At 60.6% G+C, this 18,939-nt stretch carries 15 protein-coding genes and 1 pseudogene; 14 read left to right on the forward strand and 2 right to left on the reverse strand.

The annotated features are described in order from the left end of the window. The first annotated feature begins 2 nt into the window (after positions 1-2). The 7 genes from ydcS to AB4Z35_RS00930 all read left to right on the forward strand — a co-directional run bounded on the left by ydcS (position 3) and on the right by AB4Z35_RS00930 (position 8,624). Positions 3-1,154 carry a putative ABC transporter substrate-binding protein YdcS gene (ydcS, locus tag AB4Z35_RS00900; protein WP_442095700.1) on the forward strand — a complete coding sequence of 384 codons (1,152 nt, stop codon included), beginning with the start codon at positions 3-5 and terminating at the stop codon, positions 1,152-1,154. A 191-nt stretch (positions 1,155-1,345) separates the two neighbouring features. Further along, positions 1,346-2,383 carry an ABC transporter ATP-binding protein gene (locus tag AB4Z35_RS00905; protein WP_442095701.1) on the forward strand — a complete coding sequence of 346 codons (1,038 nt, stop codon included), beginning with the start codon at positions 1,346-1,348 and terminating at the stop codon, positions 2,381-2,383. A gap of 1 nt (position 2,384) precedes the next feature. Continuing rightward, positions 2,385-3,332, forward strand: a complete 948-nt coding sequence (locus AB4Z35_RS00910; RefSeq protein WP_007996978.1) for an ABC transporter permease — start codon at positions 2,385-2,387, stop codon at positions 3,330-3,332. Then, positions 3,322-4,146 (forward strand): ABC transporter permease, encoded by an 825-nt coding sequence (locus AB4Z35_RS00915; protein WP_442095702.1) that lies wholly within the window; start codon positions 3,322-3,324, stop codon positions 4,144-4,146. Before AB4Z35_RS00910 ends, AB4Z35_RS00915 begins: the two co-directional genes overlap by 11 nt. 167 nt (positions 4,147-4,313) lie before the next feature. Continuing rightward, positions 4,314-5,738, forward strand: coding sequence for a gamma-aminobutyraldehyde dehydrogenase (locus AB4Z35_RS00920; protein ID WP_007996981.1), 1,425 nt, complete (start codon positions 4,314-4,316; stop codon positions 5,736-5,738). Positions 5,739-5,980: 242 nt separating this feature from the next. Next, entirely contained in the window at positions 5,981-7,465 is a 1,485-nt protein-coding gene (locus AB4Z35_RS00925) for an APC family permease (RefSeq protein ID WP_442095703.1), read from the forward strand. Positions 7,466-8,117: 652 nt separating this feature from the next. Then, positions 8,118-8,624, forward strand: a complete 507-nt coding sequence (locus AB4Z35_RS00930) for a BRO-N domain-containing protein (RefSeq protein WP_442095704.1) — start codon at positions 8,118-8,120, stop codon at positions 8,622-8,624. A gap of 64 nt (positions 8,625-8,688) precedes the next feature. On the opposite strand, the gene AB4Z35_RS00935 is transcribed toward AB4Z35_RS00930, so the two are convergent. Next, positions 8,689-8,874, reverse strand: a complete 186-nt coding sequence (locus AB4Z35_RS00935) for a hypothetical protein (protein WP_442095705.1) — start codon at positions 8,872-8,874, stop codon at positions 8,689-8,691. 419 nt (positions 8,875-9,293) lie between these two features. Between AB4Z35_RS00935 and AB4Z35_RS00940 the strand changes: the two genes are divergently transcribed. The 7 genes and pseudogenes from AB4Z35_RS00940 to AB4Z35_RS00970 all read left to right on the forward strand — a co-directional run bounded on the left by AB4Z35_RS00940 (position 9,294) and on the right by AB4Z35_RS00970 (position 17,678). Continuing rightward, entirely contained in the window at positions 9,294-10,922 is a 1,629-nt protein-coding gene (locus tag AB4Z35_RS00940) for a glucan biosynthesis protein D (protein ID WP_442095706.1), read from the forward strand. 277 nt (positions 10,923-11,199) lie between these two features. Next, the gene (locus AB4Z35_RS00945) at positions 11,200-12,114 is read left to right on the forward strand and encodes a glutamate/aspartate ABC transporter substrate-binding protein (RefSeq protein WP_442095707.1); all 915 of its coding nucleotides are present in this window, start codon (positions 11,200-11,202) and stop codon (positions 12,112-12,114) included. A gap of 194 nt (positions 12,115-12,308) precedes the next feature. After that, complete coding sequence (locus tag AB4Z35_RS00950; protein ID WP_007985720.1) at positions 12,309-13,055, forward strand: amino acid ABC transporter permease; 747 nt, start codon at positions 12,309-12,311, stop codon at positions 13,053-13,055. Next, positions 13,055-13,726, forward strand: a complete 672-nt coding sequence (locus tag AB4Z35_RS00955) for an amino acid ABC transporter permease (RefSeq protein ID WP_442095708.1) — start codon at positions 13,055-13,057, stop codon at positions 13,724-13,726. Before AB4Z35_RS00950 ends, AB4Z35_RS00955 begins: the two co-directional genes overlap by 1 nt. Beyond that, positions 13,723-14,457 (forward strand): amino acid ABC transporter ATP-binding protein, encoded by a 735-nt coding sequence (locus tag AB4Z35_RS00960; RefSeq protein WP_442095709.1) that lies wholly within the window; start codon positions 13,723-13,725, stop codon positions 14,455-14,457. The genes AB4Z35_RS00955 and AB4Z35_RS00960 overlap by 4 nt, the downstream gene beginning before the upstream one ends. 105 nt (positions 14,458-14,562) lie before the next feature. After that, a pseudogene (locus AB4Z35_RS00965) lies at positions 14,563-16,353 on the forward strand (sensor histidine kinase); the annotation flags it as partial. After that, the gene (locus tag AB4Z35_RS00970; protein WP_442095710.1) at positions 16,350-17,678 is read left to right on the forward strand and encodes a sigma-54-dependent transcriptional regulator; all 1,329 of its coding nucleotides are present in this window, start codon (positions 16,350-16,352) and stop codon (positions 17,676-17,678) included. The pseudogene AB4Z35_RS00965 and the gene AB4Z35_RS00970, both read left to right, overlap by 4 nt. Positions 17,679-17,872: 194 nt before the next feature. On the opposite strand, the gene AB4Z35_RS00975 is transcribed toward AB4Z35_RS00970, so the two are convergent. Continuing rightward, positions 17,873-18,907, reverse strand: coding sequence for an alpha/beta fold hydrolase (locus AB4Z35_RS00975; protein ID WP_442095711.1), 1,035 nt, complete (start codon positions 18,905-18,907; stop codon positions 17,873-17,875). Positions 18,908-18,939 lie beyond the last annotated feature (32 nt).

The following is an 18,939-nucleotide window of genomic DNA, read 5'->3' on the forward strand; positions in this document are numbered from 1 at the left end:
CCATGTTCGTGCACAAGACCGCACTGCTCAGTGCAATCACCACCGCGCTGCTGGCCAGCGCCAGTCTCCAGGCCGCCGAGCCGCTCAAAGCTGTCGGGGCCGGCGAGGGCCAACTGGATATTGTGGCCTGGCCTGGCTACATCGAACGTGGCGAGAGCGACAAGGCCTACGACTGGGTGACCGATTTCGAGAAGGAAACCGGCTGCAAGGTCAACGTCAAGACGGCGGGCACCTCCGACGAAATGGTCAGCCTGATGGCCAAGGGTGGTTACGACCTGGTGACAGCGTCGGGCGATGCCTCCCTTCGCCTGATCGTCGGCAAGCGTGTGCAGCCGATCAACACGGCATTGATCCCGAACTGGAAAAACCTCGACCCGCGCCTCAAGGATGGACCGTGGTACGTGGTCAACAAGCAGACCTACGGCACCCCGTATCAGTGGGGCCCGAACGTGTTGATGTACAACACCAACGTGTTCAAGACCGCGCCCACCAGCTGGGGCGTGCTGTTCAATCCGGAAAACCTGCCGGACGGCAAGCCGAACAAGGGCCGCGTGCAGGCCTATGACGGCCCGATCTACATCGCCGACGCGGCGCTGTACCTGAAGAGCGCCAAGCCGGAACTGGGCATCCAGAACCCGTATGAACTGACCGAAACCCAGTACAAGGCCGTGCTCGACCTGTTGCGCGCCCAGCAGCCGTTGATCCACCGCTACTGGCACGACACCACCGTACAAATGAGCGACTTCAAGAACGAAGGCGTAGTCGCCTCCAGTGCGTGGCCGTATCAGGTCAACGGCCTGATGAACGAGAAACAGCCGATCGCCTCGACCATTCCGAAAGAAGGCGCCACCGGCTGGGCCGACACCACCATGATGCATACCGAGGCCAAGCACCCGAACTGCGCCTACAAGTGGATGAACTGGTCGCTGCAACCGAAAGTCCAGGGTGACGTCGCGGCGTGGTTCGGCTCGTTGCCAGCGGTTCCGGCGGCGTGCAAGGAGAGCGAATTGCTCGGCGCCGAAGGCTGCAAGACCAACGGTTTCGACCAGTTCGACAAGATCGCCTTCTGGAAAACCCCGCAGGCTGAAGGCGGCAAGTTCGTGCCGTACAGCCGCTGGACCCAGGATTACATCGCGATCATGGGCGGCCGCTAACCCTCTGTAGCAGCTGCCGAGGCACGAGGCTGCGTCGGGCTGCGCAGCAGCCCCCCCAGGGCGGTCCTGCGGACACGCAACGCAGCCTCGTACCTCGGCAGCTGCTACGACACCGTTCACTTTGATTCAGATTTTTCAGAAGTCCAGGCAGGGCCGCTGCGACGGCCTTCGCCTTTTTGGAGCACCGCACCATGACGCTTGCAGTCCAGTTCACCAACGTTTCCCGGCAATTCGGCGAAGTAAAAGCCGTAGACCGGGTTTCCATCGACATCCAGGACGGCGAGTTCTTCTCCATGCTGGGGCCTTCCGGCTCGGGCAAAACCACTTGTCTGCGCCTGATCGCCGGTTTTGAACAACCGAGTGCAGGTTCCATCCGTATTCATGGCGAAGAGGCTGCCCACCTGCCGCCGTACCAGCGTGATGTGAACACCGTATTCCAGGATTACGCGCTGTTCCCGCACATGAACGTTCGCGACAACGTCGCCTACGGCTTGAAGGTGAAAGGCATCGGCAAGACCGAGCGCCTCAAGCGTGCCGAAGAATCCCTGGAAATGGTCGCCCTCGGCGGCTACGGCGACCGCAAGCCGGTGCAGCTCTCCGGCGGTCAGCGCCAGCGTGTGGCCCTGGCCCGCGCTTTGGTCAACCGTCCACGGGTGCTGTTGCTCGACGAACCCCTCGGCGCGCTCGACCTGAAGCTGCGTGAACAAATGCAAGGCGAATTGAAGAAGCTGCAACGCCAGCTCGGCATCACCTTCATTTTCGTCACCCACGACCAGACCGAGGCGCTGTCGATGTCCGACCGCGTAGCGGTGTTCAACAAGGGCCGCATCGAACAGGTCGACAGCCCGCGCAACCTGTACATGAAACCGGCCACCACGTTCGTGGCGGAATTCGTTGGCACCTCCAACGTGATTCGCGGCGAACTGGCCAAGCAGTTGAGTGGCAATCCTCAGCCATTCTCGATTCGCCCGGAACACGTGCGTTTCGCCGACGGTCCGCTAGCCAGCCACGAAATTGAAGTCAGCGGTTTGCTGCATGACATCCAGTACCAGGGCAGTGCGACTCGCTATGAGCTGAAACTGGAAAATGGCCAGACCCTGAACATCAGCAAGGCCAACAACCAATGGCTGGACACCAGTGCACAACACCAGACCGGCCAGCGCATCAGTGCACGTTGGGCGCGTGAAGCCATGATTGCGTTGCAAGACACCGTTGCGGGCGGGGTGTGACATGAACACCCTGGCTATCTCTCAAACCCGGTCGGGCGGCTCGCCGTTGCGCCGGTTCTCCAACCTGCTGTATCGCCGGCCCAACCTCTATCTGTCGATGCTGCTGGTGCCACCGCTGCTGTGGTTCGGTGCGATCTACCTGGGCTCGTTGCTGGTGCTGCTGTGGCAAGGTCTCTACACCTTCGATGACTTCACCATGGCGGTCACCCCTGACCTGACCCTGGCGAACCTCACCGCGCTGTTCCAGCCGTCGAACTTCGACATCATCCTGCGCACCCTGGGCATGGCGATTGTCGTGTCGATTGCCAGCGCCTTCGTTGCGTTTCCGATTGCCTACTACATGGCGCGCTACACCACCGGCAAGACCAAGGCGTTTTTCTACATCGCGGTGATGATGCCGATGTGGGCCAGTTACATCGTCAAGGCTTACGCCTGGACGCTGCTGCTGGCCAAGGGCGGCGTGGCGCAGTGGTTCGTGCAGCACCTGGGGCTGGAACCGGTTCTGCAATTCGTGCTGGGCATTCCGGGCGTTGGCGGCAGCACCTTGTCGACCTCGCACCTGGGGCGCTTCATGGTGTTCGTGTACATCTGGTTGCCGTTCATGATCCTGCCGATCCAGGCCTCGCTGGAACGCCTGCCGCCATCGCTGCTGCAAGCCTCCGCCGACCTCGGTGCCAAGCCGCGCCAGACCTTCACGCAAGTGATCCTGCCGCTGTCGATCCCGGGCATTGCCGCCGGTTCGATCTTCACCTTCTCGCTGACCCTGGGCGACTTCATCGTGCCGCAACTGGTGGGCCCGCCGGGCTACTTCGTCGGCAGCATGGTGTATGCCCAGCAAGGCGCCATCGGCAACATGCCCATGGCCGCCGCCTTCACCCTGGTGCCGATCGTGCTGATCGCCATTTACCTGTCCATCGTCAAACGCCTGGGGGCCTTCGATGCACTCTGACTCTTCATCTCAAGGGCAGGCTTCTTTAGGCTTGAAAATCGCCGCCTGGGGCGGGTTGGTGTTCCTGCACTTCCCGATCCTGATCATCTTCCTGTACGCCTTCAACACCGAAGATGCGGCGTTCAGCTTCCCGCCCAAGGGCATCACCCTGAATTGGTTCAGCGTGGCGTTCTCGCGGCCGGACGTGCTGGAAGCGATCAAGCTGTCGTTGCAGATCGCCTCGATTGCCACCCTGATCGCCATGGTCCTCGGCACGCTGGCGTCGGCGGCGTTGTACCGCCGGGACTTCTTCGGCAAGCAAGGCATCTCGCTGATGCTGATCCTGCCGATTGCCTTGCCGGGGATCATTACCGGGATCGCGTTGCTGGCGACATTCAAGACACTGGGCATCGAACCGGGGATGTTCACCATCATCGTCGGCCACGCGACCTTCTGCGTGGTGATCGTCTACAACAACGTCATCGCCCGTTTGCGCCGTACCTCCCACAGCTTGATCGAAGCCTCGATGGACCTCGGCGCCGATGGCTGGCAGACCTTCCGCTACATCATCCTGCCGAACCTCGGCTCGGCGTTGCTGGCCGGCGGCATGCTGGCGTTTGCCCTGTCGTTCGACGAAATCATCGTCACCACCTTCACCGCCGGCCATGAACGGACCCTGCCGCTGTGGCTGCTCAACCAGCTCAGCCGCCCACGGGACGTGCCGGTGACCAACGTCGTGGCGATGCTGGTGATGCTGGTGACCATGCTCCCGATCCTCGGTGCCTATTACCTGACCCGCGGCGGCGAAAGCGTGGCGGGCAGTGGCGGCAAGTAACCGAATAACTGAAGGAACAGAGTTCCTGTGGGAGCGGGCTTGCTCGCGAAGAGGCCATCACAGTCAACAGTGATGGTGACTGATACACCGCTTTCGCGAGCAAGCCCGCTCCCACAGGGGCCGGTTTCCACAGAGAAAAAACAACAGTTCCGAAGAGGACAAATGCCATGCAAACCAAACTCTTGATCAACGGCCAACTGCAAGACGGCGAAGGCCCCGCCCAACCAGTGTTCAACCCGGCGCTGGGTCATGTACTGGTGGAGATCAACGAAGCCAGCGAAGCCCAGGTCGATGCCGCCGTGCGCGCCGCCGACGCCGCTTTCGAGAGCTGGTCGCAAACCCCGCCGAAAGCGCGTTCGCTGCTGCTGCTCAAACTCGCCGATGCCATTGAGGCCCACGGCGAAGAGCTGGCCAAACTGGAATCGGACAACTGCGGCAAGCCTTACAGCGCCGCGCTGAACGACGAGATTCCGGCGATTGCCGACGTGTTCCGCTTCTTCGCCGGCGCCAGCCGTTGCATGAGCGGTTCGGCCGGTGGCGAATACCTGCCGGGCCACACCTCGATGATCCGCCGCGACCCGGTGGGCGTGATCGCCTCCATCGCGCCGTGGAACTACCCGCTGATGATGGTGGCCTGGAAAATCGCCCCGGCCCTGGCTGCCGGTAATACCGTGGTGCTCAAACCGTCGGAACAAACCCCGCTGACCGCCCTGCGCCTGGCCGAACTGGCGTCGGACATCTTCCCGGCCGGCGTGCTCAATCTGGTATTTGGCCGTGGTCCTACCGTCGGTAGCCCGCTGGTCACCCACCCGAAAGTGCGCATGGTGTCGCTGACCGGTTCGATCGCCACCGGGTCGAACATCATTTCCAGCACCGCCGACAGCGTCAAACGCATGCACATGGAACTGGGCGGCAAGGCCCCGGTGATCATCTTCGATGACGCCGACATCGACGCCGCCGTCGAAGGCATCCGCACCTTCGGTTTCTACAACGCCGGGCAAGACTGCACCGCCGCCTGCCGCATCTATGCCCAGGCAGGCATCTACGAGAAGTTCGTCGAGAAACTCGGGGCTGCGGTCAGCAGCATCAAGTACGGCCTGCAGGACGATCCGTCTACCGAACTCGGCCCGCTGATCACCGCACAACACCGTGACCGCGTTGCCGGTTTCGTCGAACGCGCCATTGCTCAACCGCACATCCGCCTGATCACTGGCGGTAAAGCAGTCGACGGCAACGGTTACTTCTTCGAGCCGACCGTACTGGCCGACGCGCAGCAGGATGACGAAATCGTCCGTCGCGAAGTGTTCGGGCCAGTGGTGTCGGTGACCAGATTCAGCGATGAAGCGCAGGTACTCGGCTGGGCCAACGATTCGGAATACGGCCTGGCGTCGTCGGTGTGGACCGCCGACGTCGGTCGCGCCCATCGCCTGTCGGCCCGCTTGCACTACGGCTGCACCTGGGTGAATACCCACTTCATGCTGGTCAGCGAAATGCCTCATGGCGGTCAGAAACTGTCCGGCTATGGCAAGGACATGTCCATGTACGGGCTGGAGGACTACACCGTTGTGCGGCATGTGATGTTCAAACACTAGAAAAAGCATCGTCGGAACGCCGCCCGGAGCAAGCTCGCTCCCACAGGTACTGCGCAGTCCATGTGGGAGCGAGCCTGCTCGCGATGGCGTCACCGCAACACTCAAGGAAGAAACCGGCACCCAGTACCACCAGGCTCCACAGCAAAAAAACAAAACAATAACCACCGATCCGGGCGGTGCCCTCAAGGCCCCGCCACGGTTTCGGACATCCGAAATCTGCCGATTTTCCGGAGAAAAAACACATGAGTGCATCACCCGATCTCTCTGTAGCCCTTGCCGACAGCGATGCCGAGCAACTACGCAAGCTGGGTTACAGCTCCAACTTCAATCGCAGCATGAGCCTGTGGGAAAACTTCGCCCTGGGCTTCACTTACCTTTCCCCGGTCGTCGGGGTTTATACCCTGTTCGGCTTGTGCCTCGCCGCTGGCGGGCCACCCATGTTCTGGGCTTACTTGCTGGTCGGTTGCGGCCAGTTGCTGGTGTGCCTGATCTTCGGCGAAGTGGTTTCGCAGTTCCCGATTTCCGGCGGCGTGTACCCATGGGCCCGCCGTCTGGTGGGCAAGCGCTGGGCGTGGATGGTGGGCTGGATCTACTCCATCGCCCTGTGCGTGACCATCGCGGCGGTTGCCGTGGGTGCCGGTCCGTACCTCGCCGCCATGATGGGCTTTGAACCGAGCAACAACACCAACATCATCATCGCCCTGTTCCTGACGCTGTTCGCCACCCTGGTCAATCTCAGCGGCACCAAAGTGCTGGCGCGGATCGCCATGTTCGGCTTCCTCTGCGAGCTGGTGGGCGCGGTGATCGTCGGCGTCTACCTGCTGATTTTCGAGCGTCATCAACCCATCAGCGTGTTGTTCAACACCTTCGATATCAGCGTCGACGGCTCGTACCTGCCGGCGTTCCTCACCGCGTCGCTGGCGGGGATGTTCCTGTACTACGGCTTCGAGGCCTGCGGCGACGTGGCTGAAGAAACCCCGAACCCGAGCAAGAAGATCCCGGTGGCCATGCGCATGACCATCTACATCGGCGGCATCGCGGCAATGTTCGCCTGCCTGGCGCTGATCCTGGCCGTGCCGGACATGCAAGCCGTGATCAATGGCACCGACAAGGACCCGGTCACCACCATCCTCAACAACGCATTTGGCCCGGTGGGTTCGAAAGTGGTGATGGGCGTGGTGATGATTTCCTTCATCTCCTGCGTCATCAGCCTGCAAGCGGCGGCCAGTCGTTTGCTGTATTCCTACGCCCGCGACGAAATGGTTATTGGCAGCCGACTGCTGAAGAAGATTTCCCCTACGACTCAGGTTCCAGTTGCCGCGCTGTTCGTCTCCGGCGTCCTGCCGGCACTGATCATCATCCTCGGCTTCTTTCTGCAAGATGCAGTAGCCACCATCGTCAGCTTCGCCGCCATCGGCATCTACCTGGCGTTCCAGATGATTGTGCTCGGGGCTCTGTACGCCCGCATGAAAGGCTGGAAACCGAGCGGCAAATTCACCCTTGGTGCCTGGGGCTGGGCGGTGAACATCGGCGCACTGGTCTATGGTGTCGGGGCCATTATCAACATGGCCTGGCCACGTACGCCGGATGCCGCGTGGTACATCAACTACGCCATGGTCCTGAGTACTGCCATCGTCATTGGCCTGGGCCTGCTCTACATGTGGATCGCCAAGCCGTATGACCACGGAAAGGCGCCTGCGGGGGATGCGTGGAAGGTTAGTCGGTAAGGTATTCGCCCTCGCCTGGAGACCCTGCCCGTAACGATACGGGCAGGACTTCAAGTCAATAAGGGGCTGAGGGGACATGAAACACCACCCTCAGAAAGCGAAATGCGGAGTAGCAGCTGGCGTAGCCTGCGTCCGGCTCGGTCCGCGCTCGGGCGTAGCAGTCGTAAAGCCTGCGTGCGAGATCTTCCTGAAACACCGCGTGGTCTGATTTCACGACTGCTACGCAGCCGAACGCAGGCTTCGCCAGCTGCTACAGATCGTATTTTGGCTTAACTGATCAGCACCACTCAGCTTTATACAAAACCAGCAAGATCCTACAGATCCGCCCTTCCTGAAAAACCCTCGATTCCTACAACACGCGTCGCCAGAGTAGACTTGGCGCCGCGAGCGCCTGACCGATAGGCTTCATCCCGTCGCTGCCAAATCAGCGACCCGGAGTCGAAGCCGGAACAAGTCAAAACGGTGCTCGTGTGCCCCCATAGAACTGTGGCTGTTTTATGCCTTCAGTTCTGCATTATGGCGGGCCGTGTGGCGCGGGCCTTCCGGCTTCCGTTTTGATTGGAAGTGTCCCGGCTTCGAACGTCACTCGGTCCGCCACCCAACCTGTCGAAGGGTTGGTGGCGACTTTCCAAGCCAAAACGGAAATCACGCCATGCCAATGCATCCTCAAAGCTCGCCTCTTCCCTATTTCGATCCCACCGTCTTCACCCGCCACAACCGTTTCCTCCATACCTTCATGCAAGACAACCAAGCCTGGTTCTGTGCCCAGGATCTAGGTCGCTTGATGGGCAAGCCACTCAATGAACGCCTGACCCTGAAACTCGATCCCGACCAACGTCGCACCGTCTGTCTGCTCAAGGACGGCAAAACGGTCGAAACATTAATGGTTAGCGAATCTGGCATGTACGCCTTGCTGGTTCACCACTTCGTCCCGGAAAACCGCAACCTGCGCCAGTGGTTGAGCAACGAAGTCATACCCTCGCTGCGTGAGGCGAAATCAGCGCCTGTGGATAACCTGCCAAGCCTGAGTTCCTTGAATTGGGCGGGAGTTTCGGTGCCCTTGCTGCATTACCAACATCACGCCTGGATCAAGTGGCGAGACATGCCTGAGTTGATGCAGGTGCAGCGACCCTTCCCAATCGCTGGCACTTGCCGTTGAAGGGATAAATCAAGCTGATCAAACAGGGACAGACTTCACAGTCCGTCCCTTTGGGTTTGCCTGCTCAAAACCGCGAAACACTCCTCATCGCATCCACCAGATACCGCATCGCAATCCGGTCGTTCTCCGACAGTTCCCGATAGCGCTCCACCAGTTTCATCTCCTCGGAGTTCAGCCGGCGTCTTTGCCGTCCGCTGGACAGACACGGAAAGATTCCCAACAATTCAGTGATGTTCTGTACTTTCGACATGGACGATGTCCTTCTCTAGACGTCAAAGAAACTGCAAAAAAACCGCATCGCCCTATCCCTTTTTCAGCAGCCGCTGGGTGCCCACTGAACCGCACCGGTCCGAAGGGCATAAACCGGTCATGAGCACAGAATAGAAATATTCCGGGCGCTGAAAAGCGTTTTTTAGAGTAATTAATCGAAAAAAGCAGAAATGCCCTGTAAATCAGAAACCCCTGTCGGAATTGTTTCCCGACATGTCTTGTTTCATTGCCGAGCCAGCGCTGTGCCATCAATCAATTTTGCTCTGCAATCGAACGGTTTAAGCTACTCGGCATCTGTTTTACAGTCCGTTGCGTTTGGCCGAAGGCATGTCCGAACCGATATTTCTGATCCAGCACGTGCCAGGAACGGCGCGGGATTGCTCACGACAGGTTGTATTTATGCACCGCAGGAATTTGCTCAAAGCCTCCATGGCCATTGCGGCCTACACCGGCTTGTCCGCCACGGGGCTGCTGGCGGCCCAAGCCTGGGCCGTCAACAGCGGCACCGCTGATGGCGAGGCCACCGCGTTCGATTTCGAGGCGCTGAAACTCCAGGCCAAACAGCTCGCCAGCAATCGCTACCAGGACACCAAGCAACAGTTGCCGCCGACCCTGGCGACCATGACGCCGCAGAACTTCAACGCGATCCGCTACGACGCCAACCACTCCTTGTGGAATGACCTGAACGGTCAGCTGGATGTGCAGTTTTTCCACGTCGGCATGGGGTTCAGGCAGCCGGTACGCATGTACAGCGTCGACCCCAAGACCCGCCAGGCGCGTGAGGTGCATTTCCGCCCGTCGCTGTTCAACTATGAAAACACCACGGTCGACACAGCGCAGCTCAAGGGCGACCTGGGTTTCTCCGGCTTCAAGCTGTTCAAGGCCCCGGAACTGGACAAACACGACGTCGTGTCCTTCCTCGGCGCCAGTTACTTCCGAGCGGTGGACGCCACCGGCCAGTACGGCTTGTCGGCCCGCGGGCTGGCCATCGATACCTACGCCAAAAAACGTGAGGAATTCCCGGACTTCACCAAGTTCTGGTTCGAGACGCCGGACAAGGACAGCACCCGCTTCGTGGTCTACGCCTTGCTCGACTCGCCGAGCGCCACCGGTGCCTACCGCTTCGATATCGACTGCCAGGCCGAGCGCGTGGTGATGGAGATCGATGCCCACGTCAATGCACGCACCGCCATCGACCAACTGGGCATCGCGCCGATGACCAGCATGTTCAGCTGCGGCACCCACGAACGCCGGATGTGCGACACCATTCACCCGCAAATCCACGACTCCGATCGCCTGGCCATGTGGCGCGGCAACGGCGAATGGATCTGCCGTCCGCTGAACAATCCGGCGACCCTGCAATTCAATGCCTTCGCCGACAAGGACCCGAAAGGTTTCGGCCTGGTGCAGACCGACCACGAATTCGCCAGCTATCAGGACACCGTCGACTGGTACAGCCGCCGCCCGAGCCTGTGGGTCGAACCAACCACTGCATGGGGCGAAGGCTCGGTCGATCTGCTGGAGATCCCGACCACCGGCGAGACCATGGACAACATCGTCGCCTTCTGGACCCCGAAGAAACCAGTGGCTGCCGGCGATTCGCTGAACTACGGCTACAAGCTCTACTGGAGCGCACTGCCACCGGTCGGCACACCACTGGCGCGGGTCAATGCAACCCGTTCGGGCATGGGCGGCTTCACCGAAGGCTGGGCGCCAGGCGAGCATTACCCGCCAGTCTGGGCCCGTCGTTTTGCCGTGGACTTCACCGGCGGCGGCCTGGACCGTTTGCCTGAAGGCGCGGGCATCGAGCCGGTGGTCACTTGCTCGAACGGCGAGGTCAAGGATTTCAGCGTGCTCAAGCTGGATGACATCAAGGGCTACCGCATCCTGTTTGACTGGTACCCGACCAATGACAGCGTGGAGCCTGTCGAGCTGCGCCTGTTCATCCGCACCAACGACCGCACGCTGAGTGAAACCTGGTTGTACCAGTACTTTCCGCCTGCGCCCGACAAACGCAAATACACCTGACACCCAGGTAGCACCCAGCCACCATTCGGTTTTCCGAACGCGACCTGCGGGTCGGTTCGGTTAACCGGATCCCTCGATCACAATATGAGCGCCATAAATATTTAATTTCCTTATAAATCAACAATTTAACCAATTAGCACTGGTCTGGCACGAGTCATGCTCTACACTTCTTCGACGAATGTCCCTGGCGCGCACTTTCAGTAGCGCTCTGGCATTTGCAGCACAAAAAGGGCCGATCAACTGGCTCCATAAAAAAAACAATGTCGAGGAAAATTTGATGCGCATCGTTCCCCATATCCTGGGCGCAGCCATTGCTGCCGCTCTGATCAGCACGCCAGTTTTCGCCGCCGAACTGACCGGCACCCTGAAGAAGATCAAAGAGTCCGGCGTCATCACCCTCGGGCATCGCGACGCTTCCATTCCGTTCTCCTACATCGCGGATGCTTCCGGCAAACCGGTCGGCTACTCCCACGACATCCAGTTGAAAGTCGTCGAAGCACTGAAAAAAGACCTCGACATGCCGAATCTCCAGGTCAAATACAACCTGGTGACTTCGCAAACCCGCATCCCGCTGGTGCAGAACGGCACCGTGGACCTCGAGTGCGGTTCCACCACCAACAACGTCGAGCGTCAGCAGCAAGTTGACTTCTCCGTTGGCATCTTCGAAATCGGTACTCGCCTGCTGTCCAAGGCAGACTCCAAGTACAAGGATTTCCCTGACCTGGCCGGCAAGAACGTCGTGACCACCGCCGGCACCACGTCCGAGCGCATCCTCAAGGCGATGAACGCCGACAAGCAGATGGGCATGAACGTCATCTCGGCCAAAGACCACGGCGAATCCTTCCAGATGCTGGAAACCGGCCGTGCCGTGGCTTTCATGATGGACGACGCCCTGCTGGCAGGTGAAGCAGCCAAGGCCAAGAATGCGAAAGACTGGGCAGTGACCGGTACTCCGCAGTCCTACGAAATCTACGGTTGCATGGTGCGCAAAGGCGACGAGCCGTTCAAAAAGGCTGTGGATGACGCCATCAAGGCCACCTACGCATCGGGCGAGATCAACAAGATCTACGACAAGTGGTTCATGCAGCCAATCCCGCCAAAAGGCCTGAACCTGAACTTCCCGATGAGCGACGAGCTCAAGGCCCTGATCGCCAAACCGACCGATAAAGCGGCTGACGACAAGAAGTCCTGATTTCTGACTAACCTTATCTCCTGAGAGGGCCCTCGCCCTTTCAGGAGGTGGTCACTTCCTGCTGGCATTTTTTGGAAACACTCGAACCGGTGGCTGTCGAGCCGAGCGCGTGTGCCTGTCCCTCAAGGACAGGCGGGAACGGAGCTTCCCCCAAGCGGGCACTTGTACATCGATTGAACTGAGGGGAGACCCTAATGAATTACAACTGGGACTGGGGCGTGTTCTTCAAGTCCACCGGCGTGGGCAGCGAGACCTATTTCGACTGGTACGTGACCGGTTTGGGCTGGACCATCGGCATCGCCATCGCGGCCTGGATCATCGCCCTGACACTGGGCTCGATCCTGGGCGTCATGCGTACCGTGCCGAATCGCATCGTATCGGGCATCGCCACCTGCTACGTCGAACTCTTCCGTAACGTGCCGCTGCTGGTTCAGCTGTTCATCTGGTACTTCCTGGTACCCGACCTGCTGCCGGCGGACCTGCAAGAGTGGTACAAGCAGGATCTGAACCCGACCACCTCGGCCTTCCTCAGCGTCGTCGTGTGCCTGGGCCTGTTCACCACCGCCCGGGTTTGCGAACAGGTGCGCACCGGTATCCAGGCCCTGCCAAAAGGCCAGGAATCCGCGGCTCGCGCCATGGGTTTCAAGCTGCCGCAGATCTACTGGAACGTACTGCTGCCCCAGGCCTACCGGATCATCATTCCGCCGCTTACCTCGGAATTTTTGAACGTCTTCAAGAACACCTCCGTGGCCTCGCTGATCGGTTTGATGGAACTGCTCGCGCAGACCAAACAGACCGCCGAGTTCTCCGCCAACCTGTTCGAAGCCTTTACCCTGGCAACGCTGATCTACTTCACCCTGAACATGAGCCTGATGTTGCTGATGCGCCTGGTCGAGAAGAAAGTCGCCGTACCGGGCCTGATCTCCGTAGGGGGTAAATGATGGAATTCGATTTCTCGGGCATCATCCCGTCCCTGCCGGGCCTGTGGAACGGCATGGTCATGACCCTCAAGCTGATGATCATGGGCGTCGTCGGCGGGATCATTCTCGGCACCATTTTGGCGTTGTGTCGCTTGTCCCACAGCAAACTGCTGTCGAACCTGGCCGGCGCCTACGTTAACTATTTCCGTTCGATTCCGTTGCTGCTGGTGATCACCTGGTTCTACCTGGCGGTGCCGTTCGTGTTGCGCTGGATCACCGGCGAAGACACCCCGATCGGCGCATTCGCCTCGTGCATCGTGGCGTTCATGATGTTCGAAGCGGCGTACTTCTGCGAAATCGTCCGCGCCGGCGTACAGTCGATTCCCAAGGGCCAGATGGGCGCTGCCCAGGCACTGGGCATGACTTACGGCCAGATGATGCGCCTGATCATCCTGCCGCAAGCGTTCCGCAAGATGACGCCGTTGTTGCTGCAACAGAGCATCATCCTGTTTCAGGACACCTCGCTGGTTTACGCGGTCGGCCTGGTGGACTTCCTCAATGCTTCGCGCGCCAGTGGCGACATCATTGGCCGCTCCAATGAGTTCCTGGTATTCGCGGGTCTCGTGTACTTCATCATCAGCTTTGCCGCCTCGCAGCTGGTCAAGCGTCTGCAAAAAAGGTTCGCCGTATGATCTCTATCAAAAGCATCAACAAGTGGTATGGGGACTTCCAGGTACTGACTGATTGCAGCACCGAGGTCAAGAAAGGCGAAGTGATCGTGGTGTGCGGGCCATCCGGTTCCGGCAAATCGACCCTGATCAAGTGCGTCAACGCCCTGGAACCGTTCCAGAAAGGCGATATCGTGGTCGACGGCACCTCCATCGCCGACCCGAAGACCAACCTGCCGAAACTGCGTTCGCGCGTGGGCATGGTGTTCCAGCACTTCGAGCTGTTCCCGCACCTGACCATCACCGAAAACCTGACCATCGCGCAGATCAAGGTGCTGGGCCGCAGCAAGGAAGAAGCCACCAGGAAAGGCCTGCAACTGCTCGAACGCGTCGGCCTCTCCGCCCACGCCCACAAGCACCCCGGCCAACTCTCCGGCGGTCAGCAGCAGCGTGTGGCGATTGCCCGTGCGCTGGCGATGGACCCGATCGTCATGCTGTTCGACGAACCGACCTCGGCGCTGGACCCGGAAATGGTCAACGAAGTGCTCGACGTGATGGTGCAACTGGCCCACGAAGGCATGACCATGATGTGCGTGACCCACGAAATGGGCTTCGCCCGTAAAGTGGCCGACCGGGTGATCTTCATGGATGCCGGCAAGATCATCGAAGACTGCAAGAAAGAGGAGTTCTTCGGCGACATCAACGCCCGCGCCGATCGTACGCAGCACTTCCTCAACAAGATTCTGCAGCACTAAGAAAAACACCGCTCCCCCCAAATGTGGGAGCGGGCTTGCTCGCGAAGACGGCGACACATCCAACATAGATGTGACTGACACACCGCTTTCGCGAGCAAGCCCGCTCTGGGCTATATCGGCTTCTGGAGCAGTGAACACTATGGCATTCGCAGCCTTGGCGAGAACGGCCAGCGTCAGCTGGAACTGCACGCCCGTGCTGTCGAAAGCGAAATCAGCAAGTACACCTACCTGCCCAGCCTGCTGGAGCTCGAAACCAGCGTTTCGCAGTTGCTGGCCGACCCGACCCCGGAACACCGGCAATCGGTCAATGATTACCTTGAAGGCCTGAACCGGCGCAGTCGCAGTCGGGCCATCTACGTGATGGACACCACTGGCCGCGTGATGGCCACCAGCAACTGGCGCGATGTCGACAGTTACCTGGGTGAAGACCTGTCCTTTCGCGCCTATTTCCAGAACGCCGTGCGCGGCCAGCCCGGGCGTTTCTACGGCATCGGCAGCACCAACGGCGAACCCGGTTACTACCTGGCCCATGGCCTGGAGGAACACGGCAAGATCATCGGCGTCGCGGTGGTCAAGGTGCGTCTCGAAGCCATGGAAGAGCGCTGGCAGCGGGCGCGCCTGGAAGCCTTCGTCAGCGACGAGAACGGCATCATCATTCTCTCCAGCGATCCGGCTCGACGCTTGAAATCGGTGGTACCGCTGAGCGAAGAAACCAAGGAAAAACTTGCCCGCAGCCTGCAGTACTACTGGTTCCCCCTCAACGAACTGCAGCCGCTGGCCCGGGAAACCCTGTCCGAAGGCGTAGAAAAGCTCACGTTCCCGGCCAACAGCGAACTGGTGTCCGACGATGAAAACATCAGCTACCTGGCGCAAACCCGGCCTTTGAGCGATACGCCATGGAATTTCACCCTGCTCACACCGCTACAGGATTTGCGTCGCGAAGCGATCAACCAGGGGATTCTGGTGGCCGTGGCGTTTGCCCTCTGCGCCTTTCTGTTGATCGCCTGGAACGAGCGGCGCAAGGTGATCGCCACCCGTCTCGCCGCCCGGGAAGCCTTGCAGGAAGCCAACAACCAGCTGGAGCGTCGGATTACCGAACGCACCACCGACCTGCGCGCCAGCAACGAACGGCTCAAGGGCCAGATCCGTGAACGCCGCCTTGCCGAAGAGACCTTGCGCCGCGCCCAGGATGAACTGGTACAGGCCGGAAAACTCGCGGCCATCGGCCAGATGTCCACCAGCATCGCCCACGAACTGAACCAGCCGCTGGCGGCGCTGCGCACCTTGTCCGGCAATACCGTGCGCTTCCTCGAACGCGGCCAGCTCGACGTGGCCAGCACCAACCTCAAGACCATCAACGAACTGATCGACCGCATGGGCCGGATCACCGCCAGCCTGCGCTCGTTCGCGCGGCGCGGGGACGACAAGGGCCAGGCCTGCCTCGGCAAAGCGGTAGACGCGGCCTTGCAATTGCACGGCGGCCGGGTGGAACACATACAGCTGCAACTGCACCGCGACTTCACCGATGTGCAGGTGCAAATCGACCAGACCCGCCTCGAGCAGATTCTGGTCAACCTGATCGGCAACGCCCTCGACGCCATGCAAGCGCAACCGCTGCCGCAGTTGTGGCTCGAAGGCGAAGCATTCGATGGCAAGTATCGACTGCGCGTGCGAGACAACGGCCACGGGATCGACGCCGAAGCGCGCAAGCACCTGTTCGAACCGTTCTTCACCACCAAACCCGGCGAACAGGGCCTGGGCCTTGGCCTGACCCTTTCCGCCAGCCTCGCCGCCGCCACCGGCGGTCACCTGGGTGTCGAGCACCCGGCCAGCGGTGGTACCGCATTCGTCCTCAGTTTACCGTTGGTAAGCCCCACTCCCGCCGAGCCAATATGAACAACGACCTTAGTGTATTGATCGTCGAAGACGACCCCCATGTGCTGCTCGGCTGCCAACAGGCGCTGACCCTGGAAGACATTCCCTGCATCGGCGTGGGCAGCGCCGAAGAAGCCCTGGAGCGGGTCGGCGACAACTTCGCCGGCATCGTCGTCAGCGACATCCGCCTGCCGGGCATCGATGGCCTGGAATTACTCACCCGGCTCAAGGCCCGCGACCACAGCCTGCCGGTGGTACTGATCACCGGCCACGGCGACATCTCCATGGCCGTCGGCGCCATGCAAAAAGGCGCCTACGACTTCATGGAGAAACCCTTCTCCCCGGAGCGCCTGGTGGATGTCGCCCGCCGCGCCCTGGAGCAACGCAGCCTGGCGCGGGAAGTCTCGTCGTTGCGTCGGCAGCTGGCCGAACGCGACTCCCTCGAAGGGCGGATCATCGGGCGCTCGCCGGCCATGCAGAACCTGCGGGAACTGATCGCCAACGTCGCCGATACCTCGGCCAACGTGCTGATCGAAGGCGAGACCGGCACCGGCAAGGAATTGGTCGCGCGTTGCCTGCATGATTTCAGTCGGCGGCACACCAAGCAGTTCGTCGCCCTGAACTGCGGTGGCCTGCCGGAAAACCTCTTCGAAAGCGAAATTTTCGGCCACGAAGCCAACGCCTTTACCGGCGCGGGCAAACGACGGATCGGCAAGATCGAACATGCCGACGGCGGCACGCTGTTCCTCGACGAAGTGGAAAGCATGCCCCTGCCCTTGCAGATCAAACTGCTGCGGGTGTTGCAGGAACGCACCCTCGAACGCCTCGGTTCGAACCAGAGCGTAGCGGTGGATTGCCGCGTCATCGCGGCGACCAAGTCCGACCTCGACGAGTCGAGCAAGGCCGGCGAATTCCGCAGCGACCTGTATTACCGCCTCAACGTGGTGACCCTGGAACTGCCGCCGCTGCGCGAGCGCCGCGAAGACATCCTGCAACTGTTCGAACACTTTTTGCAGCAGTCGTCCCTGCGCTTCGACCGCGCGGTGCCGGAGCTGGACAACCAGACCGTTTCGAACCTGATGAGCCACGACTGGCCGGGCAACGTGCGTGAACTGCGCAACGTTGCCGAGCGCTTTGCCCTGGGCCTGCCGGCGTTCAAGAAACCCGGTGCCGGCGGCGGCAATCAGGGCCTGGCCTTTGCCGAAGCGGTGGAAGCCTTCGAGCGCAACCTGCTCAGCGATGCCTTGCAACGCAGCGGCGGCAACCTGACCCAGGCCAGCCAGGAACTGGGCATGGCCAAGACCACGCTGTTCGACAAAGTGAAAAAGTACGGGCTGAGCCATTAAGTGTGGACCTGATTCTCAAAGCAACCCTGGGCGCGACGTTGGTGGTGAGCCTCGCTGGCCTGACTACGCTTTCACAGAGAAATACATTCTCCTGTGGGAGCGGGCTTGCTCGCGAAAGCGGTGTGTCAGTCAACTCAAATGCCAACTGATACTCCCTCTTCGCGAGCAAGCCCGCTCCCACATTGGATTGGGGGTTACAGGAGATTGTGATCGGCCACAGGCTCGATCTGCGCCCAGTGCGAAGTGTCTTCACGGTGCTCGCGCAAGTACGGCAACACCGCCGCCAGCAACGGCGCCTTGAACGCCTCCTGGAAGCGATGGGCCAGGCCCGGAATCAGGATCAACTGACTGCCACGCAGATGCGCCGCCAGATGCACCCCGTGCATCACCGGCAACAGCGGGTCGGCCGTGCCATGCACCACCAGCGCCGGCACCCGCAACTGGTTGAGCAGCGCCACCCGGCTCGGCTCGGCGAGAATGGCCATGATCTGGCGTTTCACGCCCTCGGGATTGAACGCCCGGTCATAGGACAGTGCCGCCTGATGCAGCAGCGCCTGGCGATCATCGGTGACCATCGGGCTGCCCAGTGCCGCCAGCAGGTCGGCCTGCTGCTCCAGGGCCACTTCGCGGTTCGGTGCGCCGCGCCGGGACAATAATTGCACCAGCGCCGCACTCGGCGCCGGCAAGCCTTCGGCTCCGGAAGTGGTCATGATCAGGGTCAGACTCTCGACCCGTTGCGGTGCCATGGCCGCCATGTGCTGGGCGATCATCCCGCCCATGCTGGCGCCCAATACGTGGAATCGATCGATGTGCAAGGCGTCCATCAAGCCCAGGCCATCGTCGGCCATGTCGGTCAGCGAATACGGCGACGATACCGGCAATCCGAGTTTGTAGCGCAACACTTCGAAGGTCAGGTTGGCTTCGGCCGGTGCTTGCCGCCAGGTCGACAGGCCGACATCGCGATTGTCATAGCGGATCACCCGAAAGCCCTGCTGGCACAGGGCGACCACCACCTCGTCCGGCCAGTGAATCAACTGCCCGCCCAGGCCCATCACCAGCAGCAAGGCCGGGTCCGACGCACGGCCGATGCTCTGGTACGCCAGGCTCACCTGGGCCAGATCCACCCGTTCGGTCGGAACATTGACGTCACAACGCGAAGCCGCCAGGGACGGCAGGCCGAACAACAGCGCGGCCAGAAATATGATTCGTGAAAAGAATGCAGCACCCATGAAAAAACACCAAAACGCAGAACCCCAGTAGA

The organism is Pseudomonas sp. KB_15, assembly GCF_052114525.1.
Taxonomy (GTDB): domain Bacteria; phylum Pseudomonadota; class Gammaproteobacteria; order Pseudomonadales; family Pseudomonadaceae; genus Aquipseudomonas.